Source organism: Mucilaginibacter antarcticus (assembly GCF_042686155.1).
Lineage (GTDB): Bacteria > Bacteroidota > Bacteroidia > Sphingobacteriales > Sphingobacteriaceae > Mucilaginibacter > Mucilaginibacter antarcticus.
On sequence record NZ_JBHUON010000006.1, the window covers coordinates 62,830 to 84,950 of the forward strand.

24 protein-coding genes are annotated in these 22,121 nt (G+C 41.3%); 5 read left to right on the forward strand and 19 right to left on the reverse strand.

The features are described 5' to 3' along the window. Positions 1-47: 47 nt before the first annotated feature. The 4 genes from ACFSYC_RS06970 to ACFSYC_RS06985 are packed head-to-tail and all read right to left on the reverse strand — an operon-like array spanning position 48 to position 1,947. The gene (locus ACFSYC_RS06970) at positions 48-530 is read right to left on the reverse strand and encodes a dihydrofolate reductase (protein WP_377124945.1); all 483 of its coding nucleotides are present in this window, start codon (positions 528-530) and stop codon (positions 48-50) included. Continuing rightward, positions 527-910 (reverse strand): type II toxin-antitoxin system death-on-curing family toxin, encoded by a 384-nt coding sequence (locus tag ACFSYC_RS06975; protein ID WP_377124947.1) that lies wholly within the window; start codon positions 908-910, stop codon positions 527-529. The genes ACFSYC_RS06970 and ACFSYC_RS06975 overlap by 4 nt, the downstream gene beginning before the upstream one ends. Beyond that, complete coding sequence (locus tag ACFSYC_RS06980) at positions 907-1,095, reverse strand: hypothetical protein (RefSeq protein ID WP_377124949.1); 189 nt, start codon at positions 1,093-1,095, stop codon at positions 907-909. Before ACFSYC_RS06980 ends, ACFSYC_RS06975 begins: the two co-directional genes overlap by 4 nt. A 30-nt stretch (positions 1,096-1,125) precedes the next feature. Next, positions 1,126-1,947 carry a thymidylate synthase gene (locus tag ACFSYC_RS06985; protein WP_377124951.1) on the reverse strand — a complete coding sequence of 274 codons (822 nt, stop codon included), beginning with the start codon at positions 1,945-1,947 and terminating at the stop codon, positions 1,126-1,128. Positions 1,948-2,085: 138 nt separating this feature from the next. Between ACFSYC_RS06985 and ispE the strand changes: the two genes are divergently transcribed. Next, positions 2,086-2,889, forward strand: a complete 804-nt coding sequence (ispE, locus tag ACFSYC_RS06990; RefSeq protein WP_377124953.1) for a 4-(cytidine 5'-diphospho)-2-C-methyl-D-erythritol kinase — start codon at positions 2,086-2,088, stop codon at positions 2,887-2,889. Between the two features lie 12 nt (positions 2,890-2,901). Here ispE and ACFSYC_RS06995 read toward each other — a convergent pair whose 3' ends face one another. The 6 genes from ACFSYC_RS06995 to ACFSYC_RS07020 form a co-directional block, all read right to left on the reverse strand. Beyond that, positions 2,902-3,186, reverse strand: coding sequence for a hypothetical protein (locus ACFSYC_RS06995; RefSeq protein ID WP_377124955.1), 285 nt, complete (start codon positions 3,184-3,186; stop codon positions 2,902-2,904). An 848-nt stretch (positions 3,187-4,034) separates the two neighbouring features. Beyond that, complete coding sequence (locus tag ACFSYC_RS07000) at positions 4,035-4,940, reverse strand: DMT family transporter (protein WP_377124957.1); 906 nt, start codon at positions 4,938-4,940, stop codon at positions 4,035-4,037. A gap of 2 nt (positions 4,941-4,942) precedes the next feature. Next, positions 4,943-6,043 carry an LptF/LptG family permease gene (locus tag ACFSYC_RS07005; RefSeq protein WP_377124959.1) on the reverse strand — a complete coding sequence of 367 codons (1,101 nt, stop codon included), beginning with the start codon at positions 6,041-6,043 and terminating at the stop codon, positions 4,943-4,945. Between the two features lie 8 nt (positions 6,044-6,051). Next, positions 6,052-7,182 (reverse strand): tRNA guanosine(34) transglycosylase Tgt, encoded by a 1,131-nt coding sequence (tgt, locus tag ACFSYC_RS07010; RefSeq protein ID WP_377124961.1) that lies wholly within the window; start codon positions 7,180-7,182, stop codon positions 6,052-6,054. Positions 7,183-8,384: 1,202 nt separating this feature from the next. Further along, entirely contained in the window at positions 8,385-8,630 is a 246-nt protein-coding gene (locus ACFSYC_RS07015) for a hypothetical protein (RefSeq protein ID WP_377124963.1), read from the reverse strand. 387 nt (positions 8,631-9,017) lie between these two features. Beyond that, positions 9,018-10,181: a TlpA family protein disulfide reductase gene (locus ACFSYC_RS07020; RefSeq protein WP_377124965.1), complete on the reverse strand. Its 1,164-nt coding sequence runs from the start codon at positions 10,179-10,181 to the stop codon at positions 9,018-9,020. Positions 10,182-10,372: 191 nt separating this feature from the next. On the opposite strand from ACFSYC_RS07020, the gene ACFSYC_RS07025 reads away from it, so the two are divergent. From ACFSYC_RS07025 to rsmG, 3 genes are read left to right on the forward strand one after another with little or no spacing between them, the layout of a single operon-like run. Further along, the gene (locus ACFSYC_RS07025; protein WP_377124967.1) at positions 10,373-11,491 is read left to right on the forward strand and encodes a glycosyltransferase; all 1,119 of its coding nucleotides are present in this window, start codon (positions 10,373-10,375) and stop codon (positions 11,489-11,491) included. Next, the gene (locus ACFSYC_RS07030; RefSeq protein ID WP_377124969.1) at positions 11,482-12,087 is read left to right on the forward strand and encodes an RNA polymerase sigma factor; all 606 of its coding nucleotides are present in this window, start codon (positions 11,482-11,484) and stop codon (positions 12,085-12,087) included. Before ACFSYC_RS07025 ends, ACFSYC_RS07030 begins: the two co-directional genes overlap by 10 nt. Further along, positions 12,077-12,703: a 16S rRNA (guanine(527)-N(7))-methyltransferase RsmG gene (rsmG, locus tag ACFSYC_RS07035; RefSeq protein WP_377124971.1), complete on the forward strand. Its 627-nt coding sequence runs from the start codon at positions 12,077-12,079 to the stop codon at positions 12,701-12,703. The genes ACFSYC_RS07030 and rsmG overlap by 11 nt, the downstream gene beginning before the upstream one ends. A gap of 74 nt (positions 12,704-12,777) precedes the next feature. Here the strand turns inward: rsmG and ACFSYC_RS07040 are convergent, their stop codons facing one another. The 6 genes from ACFSYC_RS07040 to ACFSYC_RS07065 all read right to left on the reverse strand — a co-directional run bounded on the left by ACFSYC_RS07040 (position 12,778) and on the right by ACFSYC_RS07065 (position 19,540). Further along, positions 12,778-13,110: a hypothetical protein gene (locus ACFSYC_RS07040; RefSeq protein WP_377124973.1), complete on the reverse strand. Its 333-nt coding sequence runs from the start codon at positions 13,108-13,110 to the stop codon at positions 12,778-12,780. A gap of 480 nt (positions 13,111-13,590) precedes the next feature. Next, positions 13,591-14,259 carry a hypothetical protein gene (locus ACFSYC_RS07045; protein WP_377124975.1) on the reverse strand — a complete coding sequence of 223 codons (669 nt, stop codon included), beginning with the start codon at positions 14,257-14,259 and terminating at the stop codon, positions 13,591-13,593. A gap of 46 nt (positions 14,260-14,305) precedes the next feature. Further along, positions 14,306-15,079, reverse strand: a complete 774-nt coding sequence (locus ACFSYC_RS07050) for a hypothetical protein (protein WP_377124977.1) — start codon at positions 15,077-15,079, stop codon at positions 14,306-14,308. Positions 15,080-15,194: 115 nt separating this feature from the next. Next, entirely contained in the window at positions 15,195-17,363 is a 2,169-nt protein-coding gene (locus ACFSYC_RS07055; RefSeq protein ID WP_377124979.1) for a M56 family metallopeptidase, read from the reverse strand. A gap of 51 nt (positions 17,364-17,414) precedes the next feature. Further along, the gene (locus tag ACFSYC_RS07060; protein ID WP_377124981.1) at positions 17,415-19,205 is read right to left on the reverse strand and encodes a M56 family metallopeptidase; all 1,791 of its coding nucleotides are present in this window, start codon (positions 19,203-19,205) and stop codon (positions 17,415-17,417) included. After that, positions 19,202-19,540: a BlaI/MecI/CopY family transcriptional regulator gene (locus tag ACFSYC_RS07065; RefSeq protein ID WP_377125183.1), complete on the reverse strand. Its 339-nt coding sequence runs from the start codon at positions 19,538-19,540 to the stop codon at positions 19,202-19,204. The genes ACFSYC_RS07060 and ACFSYC_RS07065 overlap by 4 nt, the downstream gene beginning before the upstream one ends. A 222-nt stretch (positions 19,541-19,762) precedes the next feature. Between ACFSYC_RS07065 and dprA the strand changes: the two genes are divergently transcribed. Then, positions 19,763-20,860, forward strand: coding sequence for a DNA-processing protein DprA (gene dprA / locus ACFSYC_RS07070; RefSeq protein WP_377124983.1), 1,098 nt, complete (start codon positions 19,763-19,765; stop codon positions 20,858-20,860). Between the two features lie 89 nt (positions 20,861-20,949). Here dprA and ACFSYC_RS07075 read toward each other — a convergent pair whose 3' ends face one another. The 3 genes from ACFSYC_RS07075 to ACFSYC_RS07085 form a co-directional block, all read right to left on the reverse strand. Next, complete coding sequence (locus ACFSYC_RS07075) at positions 20,950-21,096, reverse strand: lmo0937 family membrane protein (protein ID WP_377124985.1); 147 nt, start codon at positions 21,094-21,096, stop codon at positions 20,950-20,952. 125 nt (positions 21,097-21,221) lie between these two features. Then, positions 21,222-21,443, reverse strand: coding sequence for a DUF2795 domain-containing protein (locus ACFSYC_RS07080; RefSeq protein WP_002996718.1), 222 nt, complete (start codon positions 21,441-21,443; stop codon positions 21,222-21,224). 83 nt (positions 21,444-21,526) lie between these two features. Next, positions 21,527-22,084, reverse strand: a complete 558-nt coding sequence (locus ACFSYC_RS07085; protein ID WP_377124987.1) for a cob(I)yrinic acid a,c-diamide adenosyltransferase — start codon at positions 22,082-22,084, stop codon at positions 21,527-21,529. Positions 22,085-22,121: the final 37 nt, after the last annotated feature.

Genomic DNA, 22,121 nt, shown 5'->3' on the forward strand with positions numbered 1-22,121 from the left:
TTTACAACCTTGAAATTTAAATTCAAACAAAATTTAGATGGCTGTTGTTAAGCGCGTTCCAGTGTGATGAAGGAGTAGGGTAGCGGGTTTTTCTCATCAGGCTCGTGATCCTGGCGCTCGGTTTCTTTCCATATTTCACCTTTAATTTCAGGGAAAAATGTGTCGGCCTCAAAGTCTTGATGTACAATGGTCAGAAATATACGGTTTGTTAAGGGCATAGCTAGTTTGTAGATCTCGGCGCCGCCAACGATAAACACCTCGGTATCGTTTTTGCAAAGCCCGAGCGCAGCATCAAGCGAGTTTACCACCTCGCAGCCCGGTATCTCAATTTGCTGCCGCGTGATGATGATGTTGCGGCGGTTTGGCAAAGGCCTGCCTACAGAATCATAGGTTTTACGACCCATGATGATGGTACCGCCAGTGGTAATCTCTTTGAAATGTCTAAGATCTTTAGGCAGGTGCCAAAGCAATTTATTGTCTTTACCTATGGCGTTGTTGTGGGCTATAGCTACTACGATGGATATGGTCATGGATTAATTTGTACTATATGTTCTTCGATCCAGGCTTTAATTTCGTCGAATCGAATTTCGCCGGTACTTGCAGAGATGGTCATTTTATATTTCTCATCTTCAAATGCCATAACGTCAACATAATAATTCATGAGCGTTAACCTCATCAATACATAAGCAATTCGCTTATTTCCATCAACAAAAGCGTGGTTTATAATCAGGCTTTCAAATATAGCGGCGGCTTTGTCAACAGGCGTTGGGTACAAGTCTTGCTCATCAAATGTAGCATATGGTCGTGCAAGGGCGGCAAGTAATGAGCCTTCATCCCTTATTCCCCTCGACCCACCGAAATTATCTATAACTTGATTATGATAAACTTCCGCAGTATATAAATCTATCATTGAGCGAGTCTTTTAAGAAGCACTTTGTCTTCAGAAAGGATCTTTTTGAAATTGGCGTCTCGTCTTATTTGCTCCGGTGATTTCTGCTGAATTTGTTTTAAATAGTCAAGTACATCTTTCAATACACTTTCAGGGATCTTTTTAAGTTCCTGTTGTATCTGAGTTTTTATTTCCAAAGTCGTCATACACAAAAATACAAAATACTTTCAAAATAATTACACCGCTACCGCCCCCTTAATATGCGGCCATGGGTCGTAATTTTCCAATTCAAAATCCTCAAACTTAAAATTAAAAATGTCCTTCACATCCGGGTTGATCTTCATGGTTGGTAGCGGCCGTGGGTCGCGGCTTAGTTGCAGTTGCGTTTGCTCCAGGTGATTGTTGTACAGGTGGGCATCGCCAAAGGTGTGTACAAAATCACCTACCTCAAGGTCGCACGCTTGGGCCACCATCATGGTTAATAACGCGTACGACGCGATGTTGAAGGGTACACCCAAAAATATATCCGCACTGCGCTGATATAGTTGACAAGACAGTCTGCCTCTTTGTTCTCCCTTTAGGGGGTTAGGGGGCGCTACATAAAATTGAAACATCATGTGGCATGGCGGCAGGGCCATCTGGTTAACATCGGCTACGTTCCAGGCCGACACAATGATGCGGCGCGAATCAGGGTTGTTTTTTATTTGGTGGATAACCTGTTTGATCTGGTCAATGTGCCCACCGTCCGGCGTAGGCCATGACCGCCATTGATAACCGTATACCGGGCCAAGGTTGCCCTGCTCGTCGGCCCACTCGTCCCAAATACGTACGCCGTTATCTTTTAAATATTTGATATTGGTATCGCCCTGCAAAAACCAGATCAGCTCGTGGATGATAGATTTCAAATGCAGCTTTTTGGTAGTTACCAAAGGAAAGCCCTCCTGCAAGTTAAAACGCATCTGGTAACCAAATACACTGATGGTGCCGGTGCCGGTACGGTCATGTTTTTGAGTGCCGGTGTCCATTACGTGGCGCATTAGGTCTAGATACTGTTTCATGTTTTGATGAGTGATAGAGTGAATGGTGGAATGAGTGGATTTTTTGATATATCAATTCAATTCTGACTGCAAATTAAATTAATCTATTTTTGCTATCCTACGGATGTGCATAAAATGACGCCGTTGTTAACTTTTTATATGATCAATTTTCCAAACGCCAAAATCAACATCGGTCTAAATATAACGGAGCGCCGCTCTGACGGGTATCATAACCTCGAAACTATTTTCTACCCGGTGCAAATTAAAGATGCCTTAGAGGTGATAGAAGTGCCGGAACTAAGCTTCGAATCGTCGGGGCTTGACATACCAGGCAGGGTAGAAGATAATCTTTGTGTTAAAGGCTATCATTTGCTTAAAAAGGATTTTGATTTGCCGCCGGTAAAAATCCATCTTCACAAAAATATTCCGATAGGCGCGGGGCTTGGTGGAGGCTCGGCCGACGCCGCCTTTTTCATCAGGCTGATGAACGATAAATTTGAGATGGGGCTCACCATCGATCAGCAACTAGGCTACGCCCGAAAGCTGGGCGCCGATTGCGCTTTCTTCATCGAGAATAAACCGGTGTTTGCTTTTGAAAAAGGTGACGAGTTTGAACCGGTAAAATTAGACCTCTCAGCTTACTCCATCGTACTGGTAATGCCCGACATTCACATCTCAACCTCCGAAGCCTATGGTGGCGTAAAACCAACCCCCGTAAGCCAGTCGTTGTACGACCTGATTTACGAGCCCATAGGAGCATGGAAAAAGTCAATCAAAAACGACTTTGAAAACAACATCTTCAAAAACCATCCCGAGATAAGAGGGGCGAAGGCAGCGCTGTATGATGCCGGTGCGTTATACGCAAGCATGAGCGGTAGCGGTGCGTCCGTGTTCGGAATTTTCAGTAAGGCGCCGGACCTTGGTTATCTTGAGCAGACTAACCAGGTTTTTTATAACATCTGATTATAAACCCTGTTAAGGGTGGCTGATATAGTCGCGATCTTCGTCGCTTAGTGTATTTGGCTTGTCGTTGGTGTAATCGTCGCCCTCATCGTCGGTGGCTATGCTGCGCGCCTTTTTAGGGCGGCCAACCAGGATGCCCAAAATAAATGCAACCGTTCCAAAGGTTCCCAGGGCCGCCAGTTTTGAAATGTAAAACGTGCCAAACAAAATATCAAATTTTACCGGCTCGGTATTTTGCATCAATACTATCGTCAACAAAACGGTGATGACAATAATTAATATGGTGGTAATGCGCATAAGTTTTTGGGCGATTTTTCTTTTTGTCCAATATCCGATTTTTAAAGGGTTAATAAAAATTTGAATTTCAGGCGCCGGGGTGCGGTGTTTAAATCTTGCTTTTTGGATTTTGGACAGGAGGGCCTCTTCGATTGTTCCAAATTCCTTTAGCCTCTTTTTAATCCCTAATTTCTGATCCCACTTTTGGCACGGTTATGGAATTGTATTTGGTACGCAACACCCAAACCTCAGCGTCAAAAATAAGAGACTAAAAACCGCTTATTTTTGAACTTTCTTATACCTCTTCATAATGCCTTGTTTTTCGACACAATTTAACAATTGTGCTTCCAGTACACTAACTACCTCGTTTTAAGCAATAAAATCCACTATTCAAATTTCTGTGTAGGTAACATTCATAACATCGCTCATTATTAAACAGTTATAATCTTAAAAGAGGTCATTTTATTGGTAATACTAATATATTTAGTTTTGGCAGCTTTTAGTTAGCCTTATTTAGATAATTCATAACTTTATATAAACATTGTAACAAGCTGATTATTAGGTTATAAAACTATTCGTACGTTTTTTAGTATTTATTTATTTATTCGAAATAACCCGCTTATTTCGGTCGTTTTTATAGTAGTCGAGAGCTCAGTAGTAAAATCAATTTCAGTACACAAATTGCCTCTGTAAATTTGCTCTAAAATCAATGCAAATAATATTAATGCATGCCAGGATGGTTGATTTATAAAATGGCGTAGGGAGCCTTAAAATGCGCGTGCTGGAGAATTTAAATCCGCCCCTACTATTGGATAAGTGTGGTAATTGCTAAAAAGAATGGATACTTGATAATGTTTCGAATAGAATTACTATCCGTTTTTCCGACGCTGCAGACGCGTCTGAGCAATAGGAAACAGGAAGATGGTAGATAGTATAATAGCGGCCCCTATCCAGAAACCGGCCGTCATTTTATCCATATCACCAAAGAAAATAAAAGACATCAGGATGCCATAAACCGGCTCAAGGTTGGTAATAAGCGCTACGCGGAAAGCAGAAAGCTCGCGCATTACCGACACCCCGGCAACATAAGCCAACGATGTGCAGACGGTGCCGAGCAGCAATAAGTAGCCAATGTCGGCGGGCTTTAACATCATGTCCTGGTTAAATCCACCGGTAACTAACAGGTAAATACTGCTGAAGAAAAACGCGCCGATAAGCTCGTAAAATGATATCACGGCAGGCTCGGTATGCTGAACCTGTTTAGAGTTGATGATAGAAAACAGGCTTGCTAAAAGCGCGCTTAACAGGCCTGTAATGATACCCTTAGTGTATTGGGTTTCAAATTTAAAGATCAAAAATATGCCCAGGATGATCAATAACCCGGCTATAATTTCCAACTTTGAAATGCGTTTTTGCCCCATTAATGGCTCTAAAACCGCAGTAAAAAGCGTCATCGAGGACAAGCAAACCAGCGTTACCGGCACAGTAGAAAGCTTAATAGAGGCGAAGAAAAGTATCCAGTGGCCGCCCACCAGTGCCCCGGTCAGGAATAAATTAAGGAAGTTTTGACGACTAATTTTGTAAGCAGTACGGTTAAATTTGAAATACAAAAACAGCGAAATGAGCGCAATAAATACTCTAAAAAACACTAATTGTACGGCAGAAACGCTGATTAAGGCCCCTAAAATGCTGGTAAATCCCCAGATAAATACGGTAAAATGCAGTATCAGTAGGTTCTTATTGAGCTCGGAGGATTTTTTTTTGCTGTAGGCCATTCTTATTTAGGCGCTTTGTACAGCAAATATATGCCCAATACACCAAATAATGTGTTAGGCAAGCCAGCAGCTATTAATGGGGGTAAGCCGCTTTTTATGGCAAAAACTAAGGCAAATTTGTCTACTACAATGTAAGCGAAACATAGAAATAGGCCTATCCCAAGAGGCAAGCCAATGCCTCCGCGCACCTTTCTGGAAGAGATAGAAACGCCTATTAAGGTAAGCACAAACGCGGCAAATGGATAGCAATAACGACGCCATTTTTCGTACTCCATCTCGCGTAAATTACCTGCTCCGCGGATTTTTTCTTTCTTGATATTGGTGTTTAAATCGCGTAATGACATGGCCGAATATACGTTGTCGCGCACCTCAAAATCGGCCGGGTAGAGGTCCAGCATGGTGTCTTTTAGAGGTAGGTTAAATACCATTTTTTCGCGTAGTCCGTTAACGTAACGTACGGTATAATCCTTCATTTGCCATGACTTTTTTACCGAATCATAACTGATAGAATTGGCTGTTAATTTCTGTCTTAGCTTATCGCCGTCAAACTTTTCAAGGGTAAACTGGTAGCCCGTTTTTGAGTCATGCTCATACGATTCTACCGATACATACGTCTGTTCATCAAGCTTTAAATGCGTCATGCTTTTTACTTGTTCGCCGTTAAAGCCATGCGAATTTTCAAAGTCGACCTTAAGTTTATTGGTATAAGGTATAATGTATAATTTGCCTACCAACGCTACTATAAATATCAGCGTAGCGCATACAAAGTAAGGCCTTAAAAAGCGTTTGAAGCTTGCTTTGCCACTCAAAATAGGCACAATCTCTGTTTGATTTGCCATCTTAGCTGTAAAGTAAATTACGGCTAAAAAGACAATTAGAGGGGTTAACAGATCAATATAAAAAGGAATAAAACCGGCGTAATATTTAAACGCTATCTCCTCAACCGTTGCATGGTGAGTCAGGAAATTGTCCAGGTGCTCAGACACATCAAAAACCACCGAAATGACGATGAAAATACCCAGGGTGAACACAAATGTACCCAGGTACTTTTTAATGATATACCAGTCAATTATCTTTAAATATCGGCCTACAAAATCCTTCATTTATATATTTATAGTCTTTGCCCCAAACGGTCAACCATTGTTTTTTTCCAGGCATAAAACTCGCCCGAAATGATTTTTTTACGTGCTTCTTTAACCAGCCACAGGTAAAAATGCAGGTTATGCAGGGTAGCAATTTGCGCGCCCAGCATTTCGCCGCTATGTATCAGGTGGCGCAAATACGCCTTTGTATAAACCTTATCGGCATACAGGTCGCTATCCGCGTCAATTGGCGTAAAATCCGCCTTCCACTTCTCGTTTTTGATATTAATAATACCGTTTTTAGTAAACAACATACCATTACGGGCGTTGCGGGTTGGCATTACACAGTCAAACATATCAATACCCAAAGCAATGTTTTCTAGTATATTAATAGGTGTGCCTACGCCCATTAGATAACGTGGTTTTTGCTCTGGTAATATGTCGCACACAATTTCTGTCATGGCGTACATTTCTTCGGCCGGTTCGCCAACAGAAAGACCGCCAATAGCGTTGCCCTCGCGCTCAAAAGAAGCAATGACTTCAGCCGAACGTACCCTCAGATCTTTGTATACAGAACCCTGAACGATAGGAAAAAATGTTTGGCTGTAGCCATATTTAGGCTCGGTAGTATCAAACCTGTCGCAGCAGCGCTTAAGCCAGCGGTGCGTCATTTCGATAGACCGCTTGGCGTAATTATAGTCGCAGGGATAGGGTGTGCACTCATCAAAAGCCATAATAATATCGGCCCCGATAGTGCGCTGAATATCCATCACATTCTCCGGTGTAAACAAGTGTTTCGACCCATCGACATGCGAGCGGAAGGTTACACCTTCCTCCTTTATCTTCCGTACTTCGCTTAAACTATATACCTGGTAACCGCCGCTATCAGTTAAAATAGGACCGTTCCAACCATTAAATTTGTGCAGGCCGCCGGCGCCTTCTATCACGTCAAGGCCGGGGCGTAAGTATAAATGGTAGGTGTTTCCCAGTATAATTTTCGCCTTGATATCGTCCTTTAACTCGCGCTGATGAACGGCTTTTACCGTGCCTGCCGTACCGACAGGCATAAAAATTGGGGTTTCTATAACGCCGTGATCTGTAGTAAGCTGGCCCGCGCGGGCCTTTGATAACGGGTCTTGTGCTGTTAATTTAAATTCCATTTTTGCAGGGCAAAAATAGTGATTGTAGTTGAGAGATTTATAGGTAAAGATTTGTGATGTCTGAATCACGGCTTAACGGAGTTATTGATTAGGTGTTATATAAAAGCGTTACCTAATGAGAACGGCCAGTAGATATACGGGTACCCCCATGTTGTATAAGGTATACAATTAAGGCTAGGTACACTAACTTAGATCAAACAAGGAGGGTGCTTTAACCAATTGTAATATTGGGAATAAAATATTCGAGGTCATTTTAGACTGAAGTTTCTATGTTTCATATCTACTGCAATTATTTCCATATGATTATTGGTTAAATATTTCGCTGGAATATTTATAAACATAAGGTATAAAAAAGCAATAACTACTTATACCTATGTAGTGGGGCAAAAAGTGATTTAAATCGAACCCGACAAGGGGATATGTTAATAAAAACAGTAGGACTATATCGCTAACGCTACAAATAAGCCCTAATATAAATAGGTTACTAAACCTACTCTTTATAAATAAATAAAGTACAGTAGTTACGCTTAAAAACAAGAAGGACCTTAAAAAGTCACTAAATTTGGATTGCCAATATATTTGTTCGATAAAAACCATTTGAGCGTAAATTGATGTAAGACCGCTCAATAAACTTAAAAATGCGATTGTCAATAAAACAGCAATGACTTTTTTGGTTGAAACTAACATCCTATCTTTCTTTTTAATTGCGATAACGTGATGGATCCATTTAGATAGTCTCTTAACAAGTTATAATTAGGTCGCGGTGCTAGGAGAAACACGTATGTAATTGAGGCATAGTATACTATCTTAGGCCAAACCGCGTGTGATATTGTTAAGCGAACCGTAAATGTGGGAAATACAGAAACAGTAGGTGCTCACACACAGCGAACTCATTGCAAATCTATTTATTTCAAAAAAAGGGCCCATCGAAAGTAGCACGAGGATAGTATTTATAAACAAACAAGCTAATCCTAAGAAATACAAATTGTTAGTTCGGTTTCTTAAGTAGTTGTGAAATAAAAAAATATAAATAACAGTTGTTGCCGTTATATAAAACAGTGCAATGAAAAAAAGCGATATGGGTGGCTCTTTATATAATCGATCGATAAAAGCCGGTTGCACATAAAACAATGTAACGGCGCTTAATAGGCTTAACACGATAGTTGATAATAGGAACCCTACAATTTTGTAAGTTATTTTTCTTAACATCCTATTTTTGTTTTTAATTGTGGTAAAGTAATAGATCCATTTAAGTAGTCCCTCACCAAATCATAATCGGGGGGCGCTATGTAGCTCTTATTATAATATTCAGCGTGCCCGCCATGGGTATTAATGTAATTGATCATATTAGCTTGCATAGCGGTCCAAAGTTGATCTGCACCATTAAAAATCTTATTGTAATTATTCATTAAGGCAAACATCCAATCAGATATACGGTCCACGCCCATGGTATAAAGGTATATGAGCCAGTGTTATTAGGATCTGGGTATATCCCGAATTCTGTTGCCAGACACAAGCGAAAATATTACAGGCAGAACGCTTTCCTGCTGTTAATTTAAATTCATTATTAAGCAGCAAAGATAGTGATTAGTGATTAGTGATGGTTGTTAAAGATGGGTGATTGAAGATTAGTAGATGGGGGGTGGGTCAAATGACCCCAAGTAACTCACCCCACGGCGCTACGTTGCGTGACCTTCTCTTTGGCTTGGCCAAAGAGGGTGGGCTAGGATAGGAAAATTATTTTGACATTTTTATAGCCCTCTGTGCCGCGGGCCGAATAGATGATGACCAATCGAAACAATGGTCGAGTGAGTCACAGGCCGTAATTATAAACGCTAATTCATCCCCGCCAAAATGCCTGGCAGTACATCAATATCAGCCTTTTTATAATCAGACTTGTATACCATATTACCAGCTTTATCAATTAAAATTAAACAGGGTATGGTGTTTATACCATAAATGCGCGCAAGGCTTTTATCCTTATCATGGTAATGGGTCCAATTCATGTCGTTCTTTTTAGCGGTGGCTTTAAGTATATCGACGCTTGTATCCCAGCTCACACCTATAATTACAAACTTTTCTGGCGGGTATTTTTTTCTTACTTCTCTTATAAACGGCATTTCGGCCATGCAAGGCGAGCACCAGGTTGCCCAAAAATCAAGTAAGACATATTTGCCTCTCAGGCTGGCCAGACTAAGTTTTTTTCCATCTACGGTAGTTATATCAAATGGTGTTGCAGCATGGTTTACTTTTATAGGATTAATTGCCAAATTGTAATTCTCAATGAGGTGCTTACCCTCTTCGCTTCGTGTAAACTTAGCCGGAAAAACGTTTTTTACATAAGCTAATTGTTCTTTCAAATACGCAATGTCGCTGCCTAAAAGCCTATTTACCTGGCATACCTGGTTAATAAAATACCAAAAAGAAAAGTAATCATTAGGGTGTTGTTTTAAAAAAGCCATGGTACGGTTAAGAAACATTTTTTGATATTGTTTAAAGATGTTACGCAACGAATCGTTACCTGTAATGTTTGGTTTTTGTTCAAAAAATGCGTCGAAAGTACGGTTCTCTTCCTGGTAAACCGGAGAGCTTATAAATGTGCATTGCTGCGCCCATAGTTTATTTACTGTTGTATCATATATAGGTGTAGCATTTTGCAGCGAAGTGATAACCAACTTATTATTATTGTTTTGTTTGAAATTCAGGGTAATGCTGGCCGGCTCATCGCTCACAAAAAAATCGCAATCGTAAGAGTCGCCATTGTAATAGCTTATATTGACAGACGCAAGGGGGGAGTAGTATTTGTCTTTGATAATGATGGTATTACCAATGATGCTATCTGTGCCGAAGGTTAAGGTTTTACCATTATAATATTGGTATTGCACCTTTTTTACGGCAATACTGGTATCTAACTTAATAGTAACATTGAATGTTTTTTGGGCTAACACGACGTTAGCGGAAACCAGCAGTATAATGGTAGTAAGAATCCTGTTGATCATGGTAAGGGATTGATTATACAATAATAATGTAAGCAGGCTATATCTTGCAGAGGTTTAACATCATTTAACGTTTTATCAACGCAGTCGGATCGTTGATAATAGATTGCGCTTACAAGCCCATACTTATCTCTTATTTAACTAACCACAACTCACTTTTTTTCACCAACTTTGCGGCTTATTTATCCCGTGTTTTGGAGACTTATATTCGTCTGACATTTTTTGTTCTTATCCTGCTGGTATTTATTGTGCAGCTGTATTACCTCATCAGTAATCATGTAACACTATCAAAGTATCGGGTAGCAGACGAATTACCAGAAGCCAATGTCCCAATATCAGTTATCATTAGCGCCCGCAACGAGTCTAAAAACCTCGAAGAGTATTTACCTTATATATTAGAACAAAATTATCCCGACTTTGAAGTAGTGGTGGTAAATGATTGCTCTTCTGACGATTCGTACGAAGTTTTAGAGCAAATGCAGGTAGCTTACCCCAATCTTAAGATAGTTACAATTACAGAACACCCCCGTTTTAAGACCGGTAAAAAATTCGCCCTGACTTTAGGTATTAAAGCAGCCAAAAATGAGCATTTGTTATTTACTGATGCCGACTGCAAGCCCGATTCTACCAATTGGATAACCCGTATGGCGGCGCACTTTAAAGGCGATGTCCAGCTGGTTTTAGGATATTCGCCTTACTTTAAAACCGGTGGTTTTTTAAACTCACTTATCAGGTTCGAAACGGTTAAGACAGCTGTTAATTACCTGTCCGCAGCTTTAAACGGCGACCCTTATATGGGCATTGGCCGCAACATGGCTTACACTAAAACGCTGTTTTTTTCTAACAAAGGTTTCGCTTCGCACATGCACGTTTTGTCTGGCGACGATGACCTGTTTGTTAATCAAAACGGCACTGCCAGCAATACTGCCGTAGAAATTCACCCTGAAACGTTTGTATATACCGAAGCTAAGGGCAGCTTTGGTGCATTGTATCGCCAAAAGAAAAGGCACATGGGCGTAGGTAAGCTGTATAAAAGCAGCCATCGCCGCTTGTTAAGTTTTGATGCTTTGAGCGGGTTCTTTTTATACATTTTGTTCATTGTTAGTGTGGCTGCCAATATTGAGCCTTTGTTGGCACTTGGTTTGTTCATTTTCAGATGGGTACTGCAAATCATAATTTATCGCAAAGGCTTCGCTAAGCTTAACGCTACGTCGCAATTATGGTATTTACCATTATTAGATTTTGTTTACTACATTTATATTAACGTATTTGGTACCATAGGCACCTTTGTAAAAACAACGCAATGGAAGTAAACTCTAACTTTACCGAGAACGCTAAGAACGACTATCAACTAGTGCTTAAGGCCCGGGGAGGAAGCCAAAAGGCTTATGCCGACCTGATGCATCGTTACAAGGATTCTATTTATTTTATGATCCTTAAAATGGTTAATAACAAAGAGGACGCCATGGACCTTACTGTTGAAACCTTTGCCAAAGCCTTTGAAAAACTAGACAAGTACCAGCCTGATTATGCCTTTAGCACCTGGCTATTCCGCGTGGCTACCAATAATAGTATTGATTTTATCCGCAAAAAGAAACTGCACACCACATCCATCCACGGTATGACCGATGAGGATGGAGAGGAGCAAACCCTGCAGATAAAAGCTGATGTTTTAAATCCTGAAGAAACATCTATAAAAAAACAACAAACAGAGGAGCTTAAGCTGCTGATACAGAGCTTGCCGCCGCGCTACCGCAACTTAATTACCCTGCGATATTTTGACGAGTTATCTTACGAGGAGATAGCCCAACAGCTTGACCTGCCTTTGGGTACCGTTAAAGCGCAATTATTTAGGGCCAGGTACCTGCTTGGCAACATCATAAACCGTTTAGACAGGGATGACATCTGATCAACTTTTTACTTATTTCCCCAACCTTACCGATACACAAAAGCAGCAGTTTGAACAATTGCCTGCCTTGTACGAGTTTTGGAATAACCAGATCAACGTAATATCCCGTAAGGATATTGACCAGTTGTTTGAGCGCCACGTACTGCACTCTTTAGGTATAGCCAAAGTAATGGCTTTTTTACCCGGCGAAAGTGTACTTGATGTAGGCACCGGTGGTGGTTTCCCGGGGATACCACTAGCGATTATGTTCCCTGAAACACAGTTTTACCTGGTCGACTCTATTGGCAAAAAAATAAAGGTGGTGCAGGAAGTTGCTAACGCCCTGGGACTGAAAAATTTGCGTGCCGAACATTTGCGTGCCGAGCAAGTTGATGAGAAGTTTGATTTTATCGTGTCGCGTGCGGTAACCCGTTTGGGCGAGTTTTATCCGTGGATAAGGGGCAAGTTTAAAAAGGAACAAAAAAACAAGTTGCCTAATGGCATATTATACCTAAAAGGCGGCGACCTTACAGACGAGATCAAAGAATCTGGCCTAAAAGTGCACCAATACTATCTTAAAGATTATTACAACGAAGAGTTTTTTGAAACTAAGCAGGTGATATACGTGGTGGGATAGGTTGGCGGTTGAGCTTTCTTCATTACGTCATTGCTTACAGCAGTGACGTAATGGGGTCTTTAGCATCCTAAAACTTACGCACCCGGATGTGGGGGTAGCTTTGGTAGCTTTATCTTTTTAAGTGCTTCTATAGGGTTTGGCGGCGTTGGGGGCGTACCAGGACCTTTTCCAGCTGCCGGGGGTGCAGGTAGATTTAAGGCTTTACCCGAACTTGATTTGCTTTTATTCTTTTTAAACGGATTGATCTTTCTCAGCAATTCGCCCGGAGGGGGTGGGCCTCCCGGAGGGGTTGGTGGTACCTGCGCGAACGTGGCTGATGTAAAACCCATTAGCCCGAAGCTTAATACACCGGCAAACAGCAGCTTAGCGGCAGTTTTTTTAATAGATTTCCTTTTTAGTGATTTCATGCTGTTAAGGATTGGTTTGTTCTCCAATAACGGTTTTTGATCTGTTTTAGTATATGGTTTAATGGATCCGTCCGGACTGTTAAGAATATGGATGTACTTTATATTTTACGGTTATTGCCCACCATAAACAGAGTAGTTAATTTACCATGACATTGATTGCTACTCCCGATAAAATATCCAGTCTAACAATTCACTTCGAAACTCGTCCATCGTCACTTTATCTTTTTTGGGTTTATTAGGTTTGGATGTCCAGTTGACTTGCGCATTTTATTTCAAGCAACAGACAAGCAATATCATAGCTGCAATAACTTTCATGGTTAGGTTAATGGTTTATTAAAGATACACATCAAAGCCTATACAAATCTATTTTTTAGCTAGCGTGTACTGCGCCCAAAAATCTGTTGTTGCCATTTGGTCCATCGAAAAGGGTGGCGGAACGGAAATCTCCCCGGTGCTTGGGCCACGCTGACTATCCTGTGGTTATCCGTTTACTTTAAGCTGATAACTGAAACTGTTGTTACTACTTTCAGCCAATTCAAGGTATTTTATTGGTATAGCTAACTCATAATTATAAAACTTATTAACATCCAGGTGCGCTATAGCTTTTATACCCTCGGTATTATAAACAGACAAGGTATCACTATCAAGCGCCTTTATGCCGGTTGCTACAATAGTTTTCGAATTTTCGTCGATCACTTTGTTGACAGCCACTACAGTTGGTTCAACATAGTTTGTGTCGGGCTGTTTGTAAAATTTGCGTGCCACCATGTTTGCTACTTTTGACATATAAATGCCCCTTAACATAGGGTAGGTGACCGTAACCGGCGCGGGGTCTTTTTTATTAAGCGAATGGTTGACAACCAGCGTTATACCCCCTCTGATGATTTTACTAATAATTTCCTCATGCTTTGCCTGTACAATTAGATAAAGGTTTTTATCATCGTTGCTAATCGCATAAAATATCTGCGTACTGTGGTTATAAGCCTGTAATCTATCGCCCCATTCGTTGACAATGCCATCGATTTTTAGTTTTGCCGGCGACCTAAAGGTTGCCTGTTGTTTATTGGGTAGTTTTTGGGCTGTTGCAATGTGTGCAGAAAAAAGCAGCATGAGCAAAGCTAGTTTTATAAGGTTTGTGGTTGGTTTCATGGCCAGGTTAATTGGTTTAATAAATATAAATATTAACTGATAAAAACTATCTTTTTGCCAACGTATACTCACCCCAAAAATCGGTAGACACCATATCTGTTGCCATCATAGGTGGCGGCACGTCGATAGACCCTCCTCCTCCTGTGCGTTTAACCGTTGGTTGTTCATTCACTTTAATATGATAACTAAACGGACTGCTGTCAGGCAGTTTTAAATGTTTTAATGGTATAGCAAGCTCAAATGTATAGTTAAGCTTATCATCAAAAAAAGCGCCTGTTTTTATACCTTCTGTATTATAGATAGGCATTTCTTCGTCCGTAATTCCATCAATGCCCTTAACGATTATTACTTTCTGTCTAGCCGCATAAAGCTCGTTCAAGCTGGCAGTATTTACAGGCGCTCCTTTGCTTTCCTCCTGTTCGTTATGTTTGCGCGCGTAGGCATTTGTTAACACGCCAACTTCCGGGTACAGCACGGGGTAGGTTACAGACACACTTTTAGGATCTTTTTTATCTGTAGTGGGCGACACGGATAGGGTGACACTGCCCCGCAATATTTTGTCTATAATGTTTCTGTACTTTGCCCTTACTACCAGGTACAGGTTCTTATCGTCGTTTGCCAGGGTATAGTAAGTATCTGTAGCGTTATTGTAGGCTTTAAAAGTGTCGTTCCATTCTGTGGTCTTACCATCTATTTTGATGTTTGATGGTGCAAATACACTAACATCTTGTTTATTAGGTAGTTTTTGCGCTGTGGCTGTATGTACAGAAAGCACCAGTACCGGCAACGTTAGCTTAATTAAGTTGATGATGGATTTCATGCTTAGGTTAATTGGTTAAGTTAAAGATAAGCATTAAATACCATTATACACAGTAATGGAATTCATCAATTAAAAAGCCGCCCCCGATGTTATAAGGACGGCTTTTTTATCAGTGTTATACCGGTTTTACAACTATCGGATATACACCCGCGAGTGTGCCTTGGTTGGTTTTGGTCATCATAAAACCAACTACCTCAAATAAATCTTTTCCTTTTTTATAAAGAAACGCTACAGGCAATTGGTATTTACCGGGCGCTATGTTATCAATTGGAGCGGTGCGGATTGCCTTTAATACCTCTGCTCTGAAGGTGTTTAAGATTTCGTCGCTAATTTTAACATTTGGTCGTTTTACATAGGCTAGTTTATCTTCGGCCCTTGTCAGGTCAATAGCTGTAATGTTATTGTTAACTACCGTAAAGTTGACATCAAGCGTTACTACGAAGTTATTGTCTAATGGATATTTCGGAAATTTGATATTTTCCTGTAAATACTGTACAAACTCGCGGGTTAGCAATTTTGACTGATCAATTGGTTTAGGTTCAACAGGTTGTATAGCAGGGGTTGACTTTTTATCTTCGCCAAAAGGAAACTCTTCGATTCTGATAGACGCATTGCCGGTGAGTACTGCCACTTTTCCATACTTGCCCCACGTCTTCTCTGCATAAGCGTTGCCTTGTTCGTAAACTTTCATCTCATCGCACGATAAATATATTAAGGATTTGGCGTTGTATCTAGCCAAACTTTCGGGCGTAAACTCATGCTTTTTACCATCAACGATAAGCAGCACCTTTGTGTTTTTTGGCCCTAGAGTTTGAATAGGTACGGCACCATTATGCAACCTGCCTTTAGCAACATAGCCGCCATCTTTATCATCAACATGTACCGCCGAACGTTTGGTCTTTTCAACTACCGGTGGCGGAAACTTAACTTTCACCTCGCCTGGTTTAGGGCGCACGATAACCAGCTTGACATCATAGGCGGTATTGTTTAATACGTTTCGGTCAACCGGCCCTTTGTCAGAAAAATAATTCACCATAAAGGTGTGTTTGCCCGCCGGTGCGGTTACTATGCCGTCAAAGCTCTCAAAGGCCGCTTTGGCCACGGCATCAAAGCCGTTGCCAGCAGGTCTATCTACTTGTATGTTAGATATTTTTTTATCTGCACCCACATTAAATGATACGCCGACGTATGAGTTTTTCTCGTTTTTTAATTCTTTTGTCCAGGTAATTTTCTGCTGCAAATGTCCCATTAATCGGCCATAACCTTTTTTATAAACGCTTGGTGGTGGAAATTTTGTAGGTTGTTGCGTGTATGAAGGCAAATTGGTGATTTCTTCAGTTTTTGCAGCTGTAGGGTTTTCTGTAATTGGTTTAGCCGGCGCAATATCTATCCAGCCATAAGTTTTACTAAAAGCAAGTGTAGACGCGCATAGCGATGCCATACAAACCGGTATAGCCACCAGGTAACGCAGCCTTGCCAGGTTGCCTGATCGTTTTTGATTTAACATAATGATTCTTCGTTTAAGTAGGTTGTAATTAAAAAACGAATGGGTGACCGAGGGCCCGCCGGTGCCATAAGCGTTGTTAAGTAGAAAAGTAGCGTAGGATAGCGGGTTGGTTTCGTGCGCTGCGGTTTGCTCGTCAGCAATATATTCGTGCACGGTTTTTAGGCTGTTTTGAATAAGATAAATGAATGGATTGAACCAGTTGATAATTTTTAAAAACTCAAGAAACATAATATCAACCGAATGTTTTTGCCTGATATGCACCAGCTCATGCCTCATGATGGTATGTGCGCCGTGCGCATTGTTACCGATAAATAAGTAATTAAAAAATGAAAATGCCGTATCTGATTGTGGTAGTTGCACCAATTTGTAGCCTGTTTGTTGTGTGCTTTTGGCGTTACGCATAAGCTTATTCAAAGCATTAAGCTTGATCATAAGTGCAATACTCAAAACCGCTACGCCAACCAGATATATATACCATAAATAATCGTCGGCAGTCATGGTAGGCTCCATAACTACCGGAGCTGAAATTACTACAGGTAATTGCGGCAAGTCTGCCATAATTTGTAGTGGTTGCGCTACAGTAGCAGGTTGCACTATCTCGACGGGTTTTAACACACCCAACTGCAATACCGGTAACGCAAACGCTACCACACAACTGCCAATAAGGTAAACCCTGCTTAGCTGGTAATAGGTTTCGTTACGTAAAAACAGGTAGTAGGCCAGGTAAAATACCCCGACGTATAAATTGGCTTCTGCTAAGTAATATAACCAGTTCATGATTTATGGTTTATTAGTATTGGTTTATGGTAGATAAGGTTTAAGTAGGTATTATTTGCTGTCCGGCTTTACAATTGGCGGCGGAAACTTTATCGTTTTCTTGGTTTTAGCCGGTTTGTCAGGCCTAACTATCGGTGGCGGAAATTTAATTTTTGTTACATCCGGCGTCGGTGGAGGTGGTGGCCTTCTAGTTATCTTTTTTTGTACTGGTGGCATTGGCGGTGCTGGTGGCGGCCTTTTATTTATCTGTTTTTGTACCGGTGGTTCTGGCGGCGGTGGCGGTGATAATTTTTTTGGCGATTGCTGTTTTGGTTGGTCCAACCTTATATCGGTAACAGTTACCGCCGGCCGGCCATTTCTTGCCGGTATGCGGGTTGTTTTTTCTACTTTACCCCTAACGGCTACAGGCTCGTCAATGCGAATTTCTGATTGTTGTTGTGGCTCGTCTATACGCAGCTCTGTCTGTGGTTCGTCAATTCGTATTTCAGTCCCGCTTACCGGTTTATCTGCCTTTAATTGTTGTATGATCTTTGTAACGTCGGCCGTTGTAACTCCTTTTTGTATGTTATAGCCCTTTACTTTACCCTGGTTTCTGTTTAGGGCATCGGTAACAGGTTGGCGGTCTTTAACAATTACATAACCCTTAACTTTCGCTTCCAACAATTGTTCAACATTAGCAACCGGCACATTTGGGTCGGTAGTGCTTTTATCGGTTTGGACTCCCTTTGTGCGTATTTGGTAACCTTTAACTTTTTCTTTGGCTAAATTTTCAGCATGTATAGCCTTGCCTTTTTTTGTGCGTATATCTATCAATTCGCCATTTTTGTCGGCTACTACAACTTGCTCAACTACCGCTATAGGTTTTGAGTTTTGAATATTCAACCCGTTAACTTTTCCTTTTAGAGAAGATTCAACGTTAACGGCCTCTAGCGGCTTAGCAGGGAGGGTATCTGCAGGCGCCCTTTGCACAATAACCGGTGCTTTAGGCGCAATATTGATAATGCCATAAGTTTTGTCGAACCCAAAGGTTGACTGGTATAACAAGCCCATACAAAGCGGGGCCGCTATCAGGTATTTTAGCCTGGCTAAATTACCCGAACGTTTTTGGTGTAACATAGTAATACGTTTTTTAAGTAGATTATAATTGAAAAATGAGTGTGTCATTGCTGGCCCGCTAATGCCGTAAGCATTGTTTAGCAGGTAGGTAGCGTAGGCAATAGTATCGGTCTCTGATTGTGTGGTATGCTCGTCGGCCACATACTCGTGTACGGTTTTCAGGCTGTTTTGCAGCAAATAAATGGCAGGGTTAAACCAACTGATAATTTGCAAAAGCTCAACAAATACAATATCAACCGAATGCTTTTGGCGGATATGCACCAGCTCGTGCCGGGTTATCAGCGCTGTTTCATTAGTATGTGTGCCTACAAACAGGTAGTTGAAAAAGGAGAACGCGGTATTGGCGCCTTGTAGGCTTACTATTTTGTAGTTATCAGCCGGCACAACGATATTATCAATGATCAGTTTTTTAAGCTGATAAAGCTTTAACACAAATCGCGCAGCAAAAAACATAACGCCTGCTAGATATAGATATAAAACCGCCTGCAGCCACGTAAAGGCGGCAGGGGCAACAGTGACCGCGCCAGCATTGTCCATATTCACGTATTGCACAGGCATTAAAAAGCCCAGCTGCACAACCGGTATGGTAAATGCTACCATACATATAATTAGCAGGTATGCCCGGTTTAACTGGTAATGGGTTTCTTTTGATAGAAAAGCACAGTAGGCCAGGTATAGAACGCCCAGGTAAAGGTTGGCTTCTGCTATGTAATACAGCCAGTTCATTGTTGTTTCGATTTAAGTTCGTCAATCAATCTGGTTAACTCGTCAAGTTCTTTAACGCCTAGTTTTTTCTCGTCGGCGATAAAGGATACCAGGCTTTTGTACGAGTTGCTAAAGTACCCGGTCATCATTTTGTCGAACGTAAACTTGCGGTAGTCGGCCTCTGTAATCAGGGGGAAGTATACGTGCGAATTGCCGTAAGCCTTATGATCTATAAAGCCCTTGCCCTCTAACACCCGCACAACGGTGGATACGGTGTTATAGGCCGGCTTTGGCTCGTTCATTTTCTCGATAATGTCTTTCACAATGGCTTCGTTTAGTTGCCATAGTATTTGCATTACCTGTTCTTCTGCTTTTGTAAGTTCCTTTATTTCCATTGCAAACTATTTTTATAGTTGGGTTAAATAAAGGTAGAAACTATTTTTATAGTTTGCAAACTATTTTTATAGTTTTTTTTAAGTAAGCTGATTTACAGTTGTTTAAAGCCGAAGGATTCCGGTTTGTAATTAATTGCTAAAAATTGTAGTAATATTTATATTTTAGCGCTACATATACTATCCATGTCACTACTGCACCAAATTGCTTTAACACACTTAAATAAAATAGGCGCCGGTTTGGGCAAAGTGTTGGTTAGCCATGTGGGTGGGGCCGAGGCAGTGTTTAATGCTTCAAGAGGCAAGTTGCTAAGCATACCCGGCATTGGCGAGAAAACCGTGCGCGAACTTAATTTTGAGCAAGCCTTACAAAAGGCGACTGCCGAGCTCAAATTTGTCGAGAAAAACAACATAGACGTATTGTTTTATACAGACGCACGTTATCCCAAGCGCTTAAAAAACTGTGTAGATTCTCCCTTATTATTATATAGTAAAGGTAATGCTGATTATAATAACCGTAAGGTAATCAGTATTGTAGGCACCCGCAACGCCACCGATTACGGCCGCCAGCTGTGCGAGGAACTGATAGCCGAAATTAAACAGTACGATATTTTAGTAGTGAGCGGCCTGGCCCATGGCATAGATGTTATTGCACATAAAGAGTGCCTTAAAAATAATGTAGCTACTGTAGGCGTTTTCGGGCATGGACTGGACAGGATCTATCCCGCGGCTAACCGCGGCACTGCCGAAAAGATGCTGCAAAACGGTGGCTGGTTAACAGAATATCCGTCGGACACTATCCCCGGCAGGGAAAACTTTCCGCAGCGTAACCGGGTGGTAGCCGGCATGGCCGACGCTACCATAGTGGTAGAAGCCAGCATAAAAGGCGGCGCTTTGATCACTGCCGAAATTGCTAATTCATACAACAGGGATGTGTTTGCTTTCCCGGGCCGGATAGGGGATACCTATTCTGAAGGCTGCAACTTTTTGATCCGAAATAATAAAGCCGCTTTGTTGACGTGTGTGGCAGATCTGGCTTACAGCTTGGGCTGGGAGAAACCTACAGACGCTAAACCCGTAGCGCAGTTTTTACTACCGCTTGATTTGGCTGATGATGAGCGTACCATATTTTATATTCTGCAGCAACAATCAACGCCCATGGCTATTGATGATTTGACCATACAGACCAACATGCCTATGAGCCAGCTGGCAATGCATTTGTTAAATATGGAAATGCATGGTTTTATCCGCAGCCTGCCGGGTAAAACGTATCGGGTGAGTTAACCCCCTCCAAACCTCCCCCGGAAGGGGAGGCTTAAAAAGTTTTTTAATAAATTATAGTCCTACCTACCGGGGAGGATTTAGGTGGGGCTTTACGCTCTGCGGATAACTCCTAAAAGCAATGCTACAATAGCGATAACCAACAATATGTGGATAATTCCACCTGCTGAATAAAAGAAAAATCCGAAGGCCCACCCTAATACAAGGATAATGGCGATGATGTATAATAAACCTCTCATGATAAAAATTTTTAGTTGTGAGTAATGATAAAGGCTATAACCAAAACTATTCCAAAAAGGTTTAAAAACAGAAACCCTGTGCAAATTTATATTTGCACAGGGTTTTTAAGTATAGTCAGACGAGCTTAGTATTCGTCTTCGTTAAAAAAGAAGTCATCTTTTGTAGGGTAATCAGGCCATATTTCTTCGATATTCTCGTACGGCTCGCCATCGTCTTCTAAAGCTTGCAGGTTTTCTATCACTTCAACAGGTGCGCCAGAGCGTATAGCGTAATCAATTAATTCGTCTTTAGTTGCAGGCCACGGAGCATCTTCAAGGTGCGAGGCTAGTTCAAGGGTCCAGTACATATCTTATCTGTAATTAAGTTAATTTTTAAGTTTTCAATTTTGGCAAAAGTATAATATTTTTATATTGATTATCAAGATATTTTTTAAATTTTTTTCATGCGGGGAGTCCATTCGTTTTCAGGGATATTATGGTCGTTCGCTATTTTACGTGCCAGCATAAAAAGGTAGTCGCTCAATCGGTTAAGATATGCCACAACTTTTTCATCTACAGTACTTTCATCGGCCAGGTGCACAACCAAGCGCTCTGCCTTGCGGCACACACAACGGGCCACGTGGCAGTAGGAGATAGACGTGCTTCCGCCCGGCAAAATAAAGTGTTTAAGTACGGGTAACTGTTCGTTTATACGGTCCATTTCATGCTCCAACAGTTCTATATCCGTAAGCTCCAGGTCAGGGAGTATCATTTTTGATTCCTCCGGATCAGCCGCCAGCGATGAACCTATGGTAAACAACCTGTCCTGTATCTCTTTTAAAAACGTCTTATCGTATTCAGTAATCTCCTGGTCCCGTATCAGGCCTATGTAGCTGTTCAATTCATCAACGGTACCGTAGCTTTCAATGCGCAAATGGTATTTGGGCACCCGTGTGCCGCCAATTAGTGAGGTAAAACCTTTATCGCCGGTTTTGGTATATATCTTCATAGCCTACGGGCAATTTAAAAATAAGCAGTCAAACATT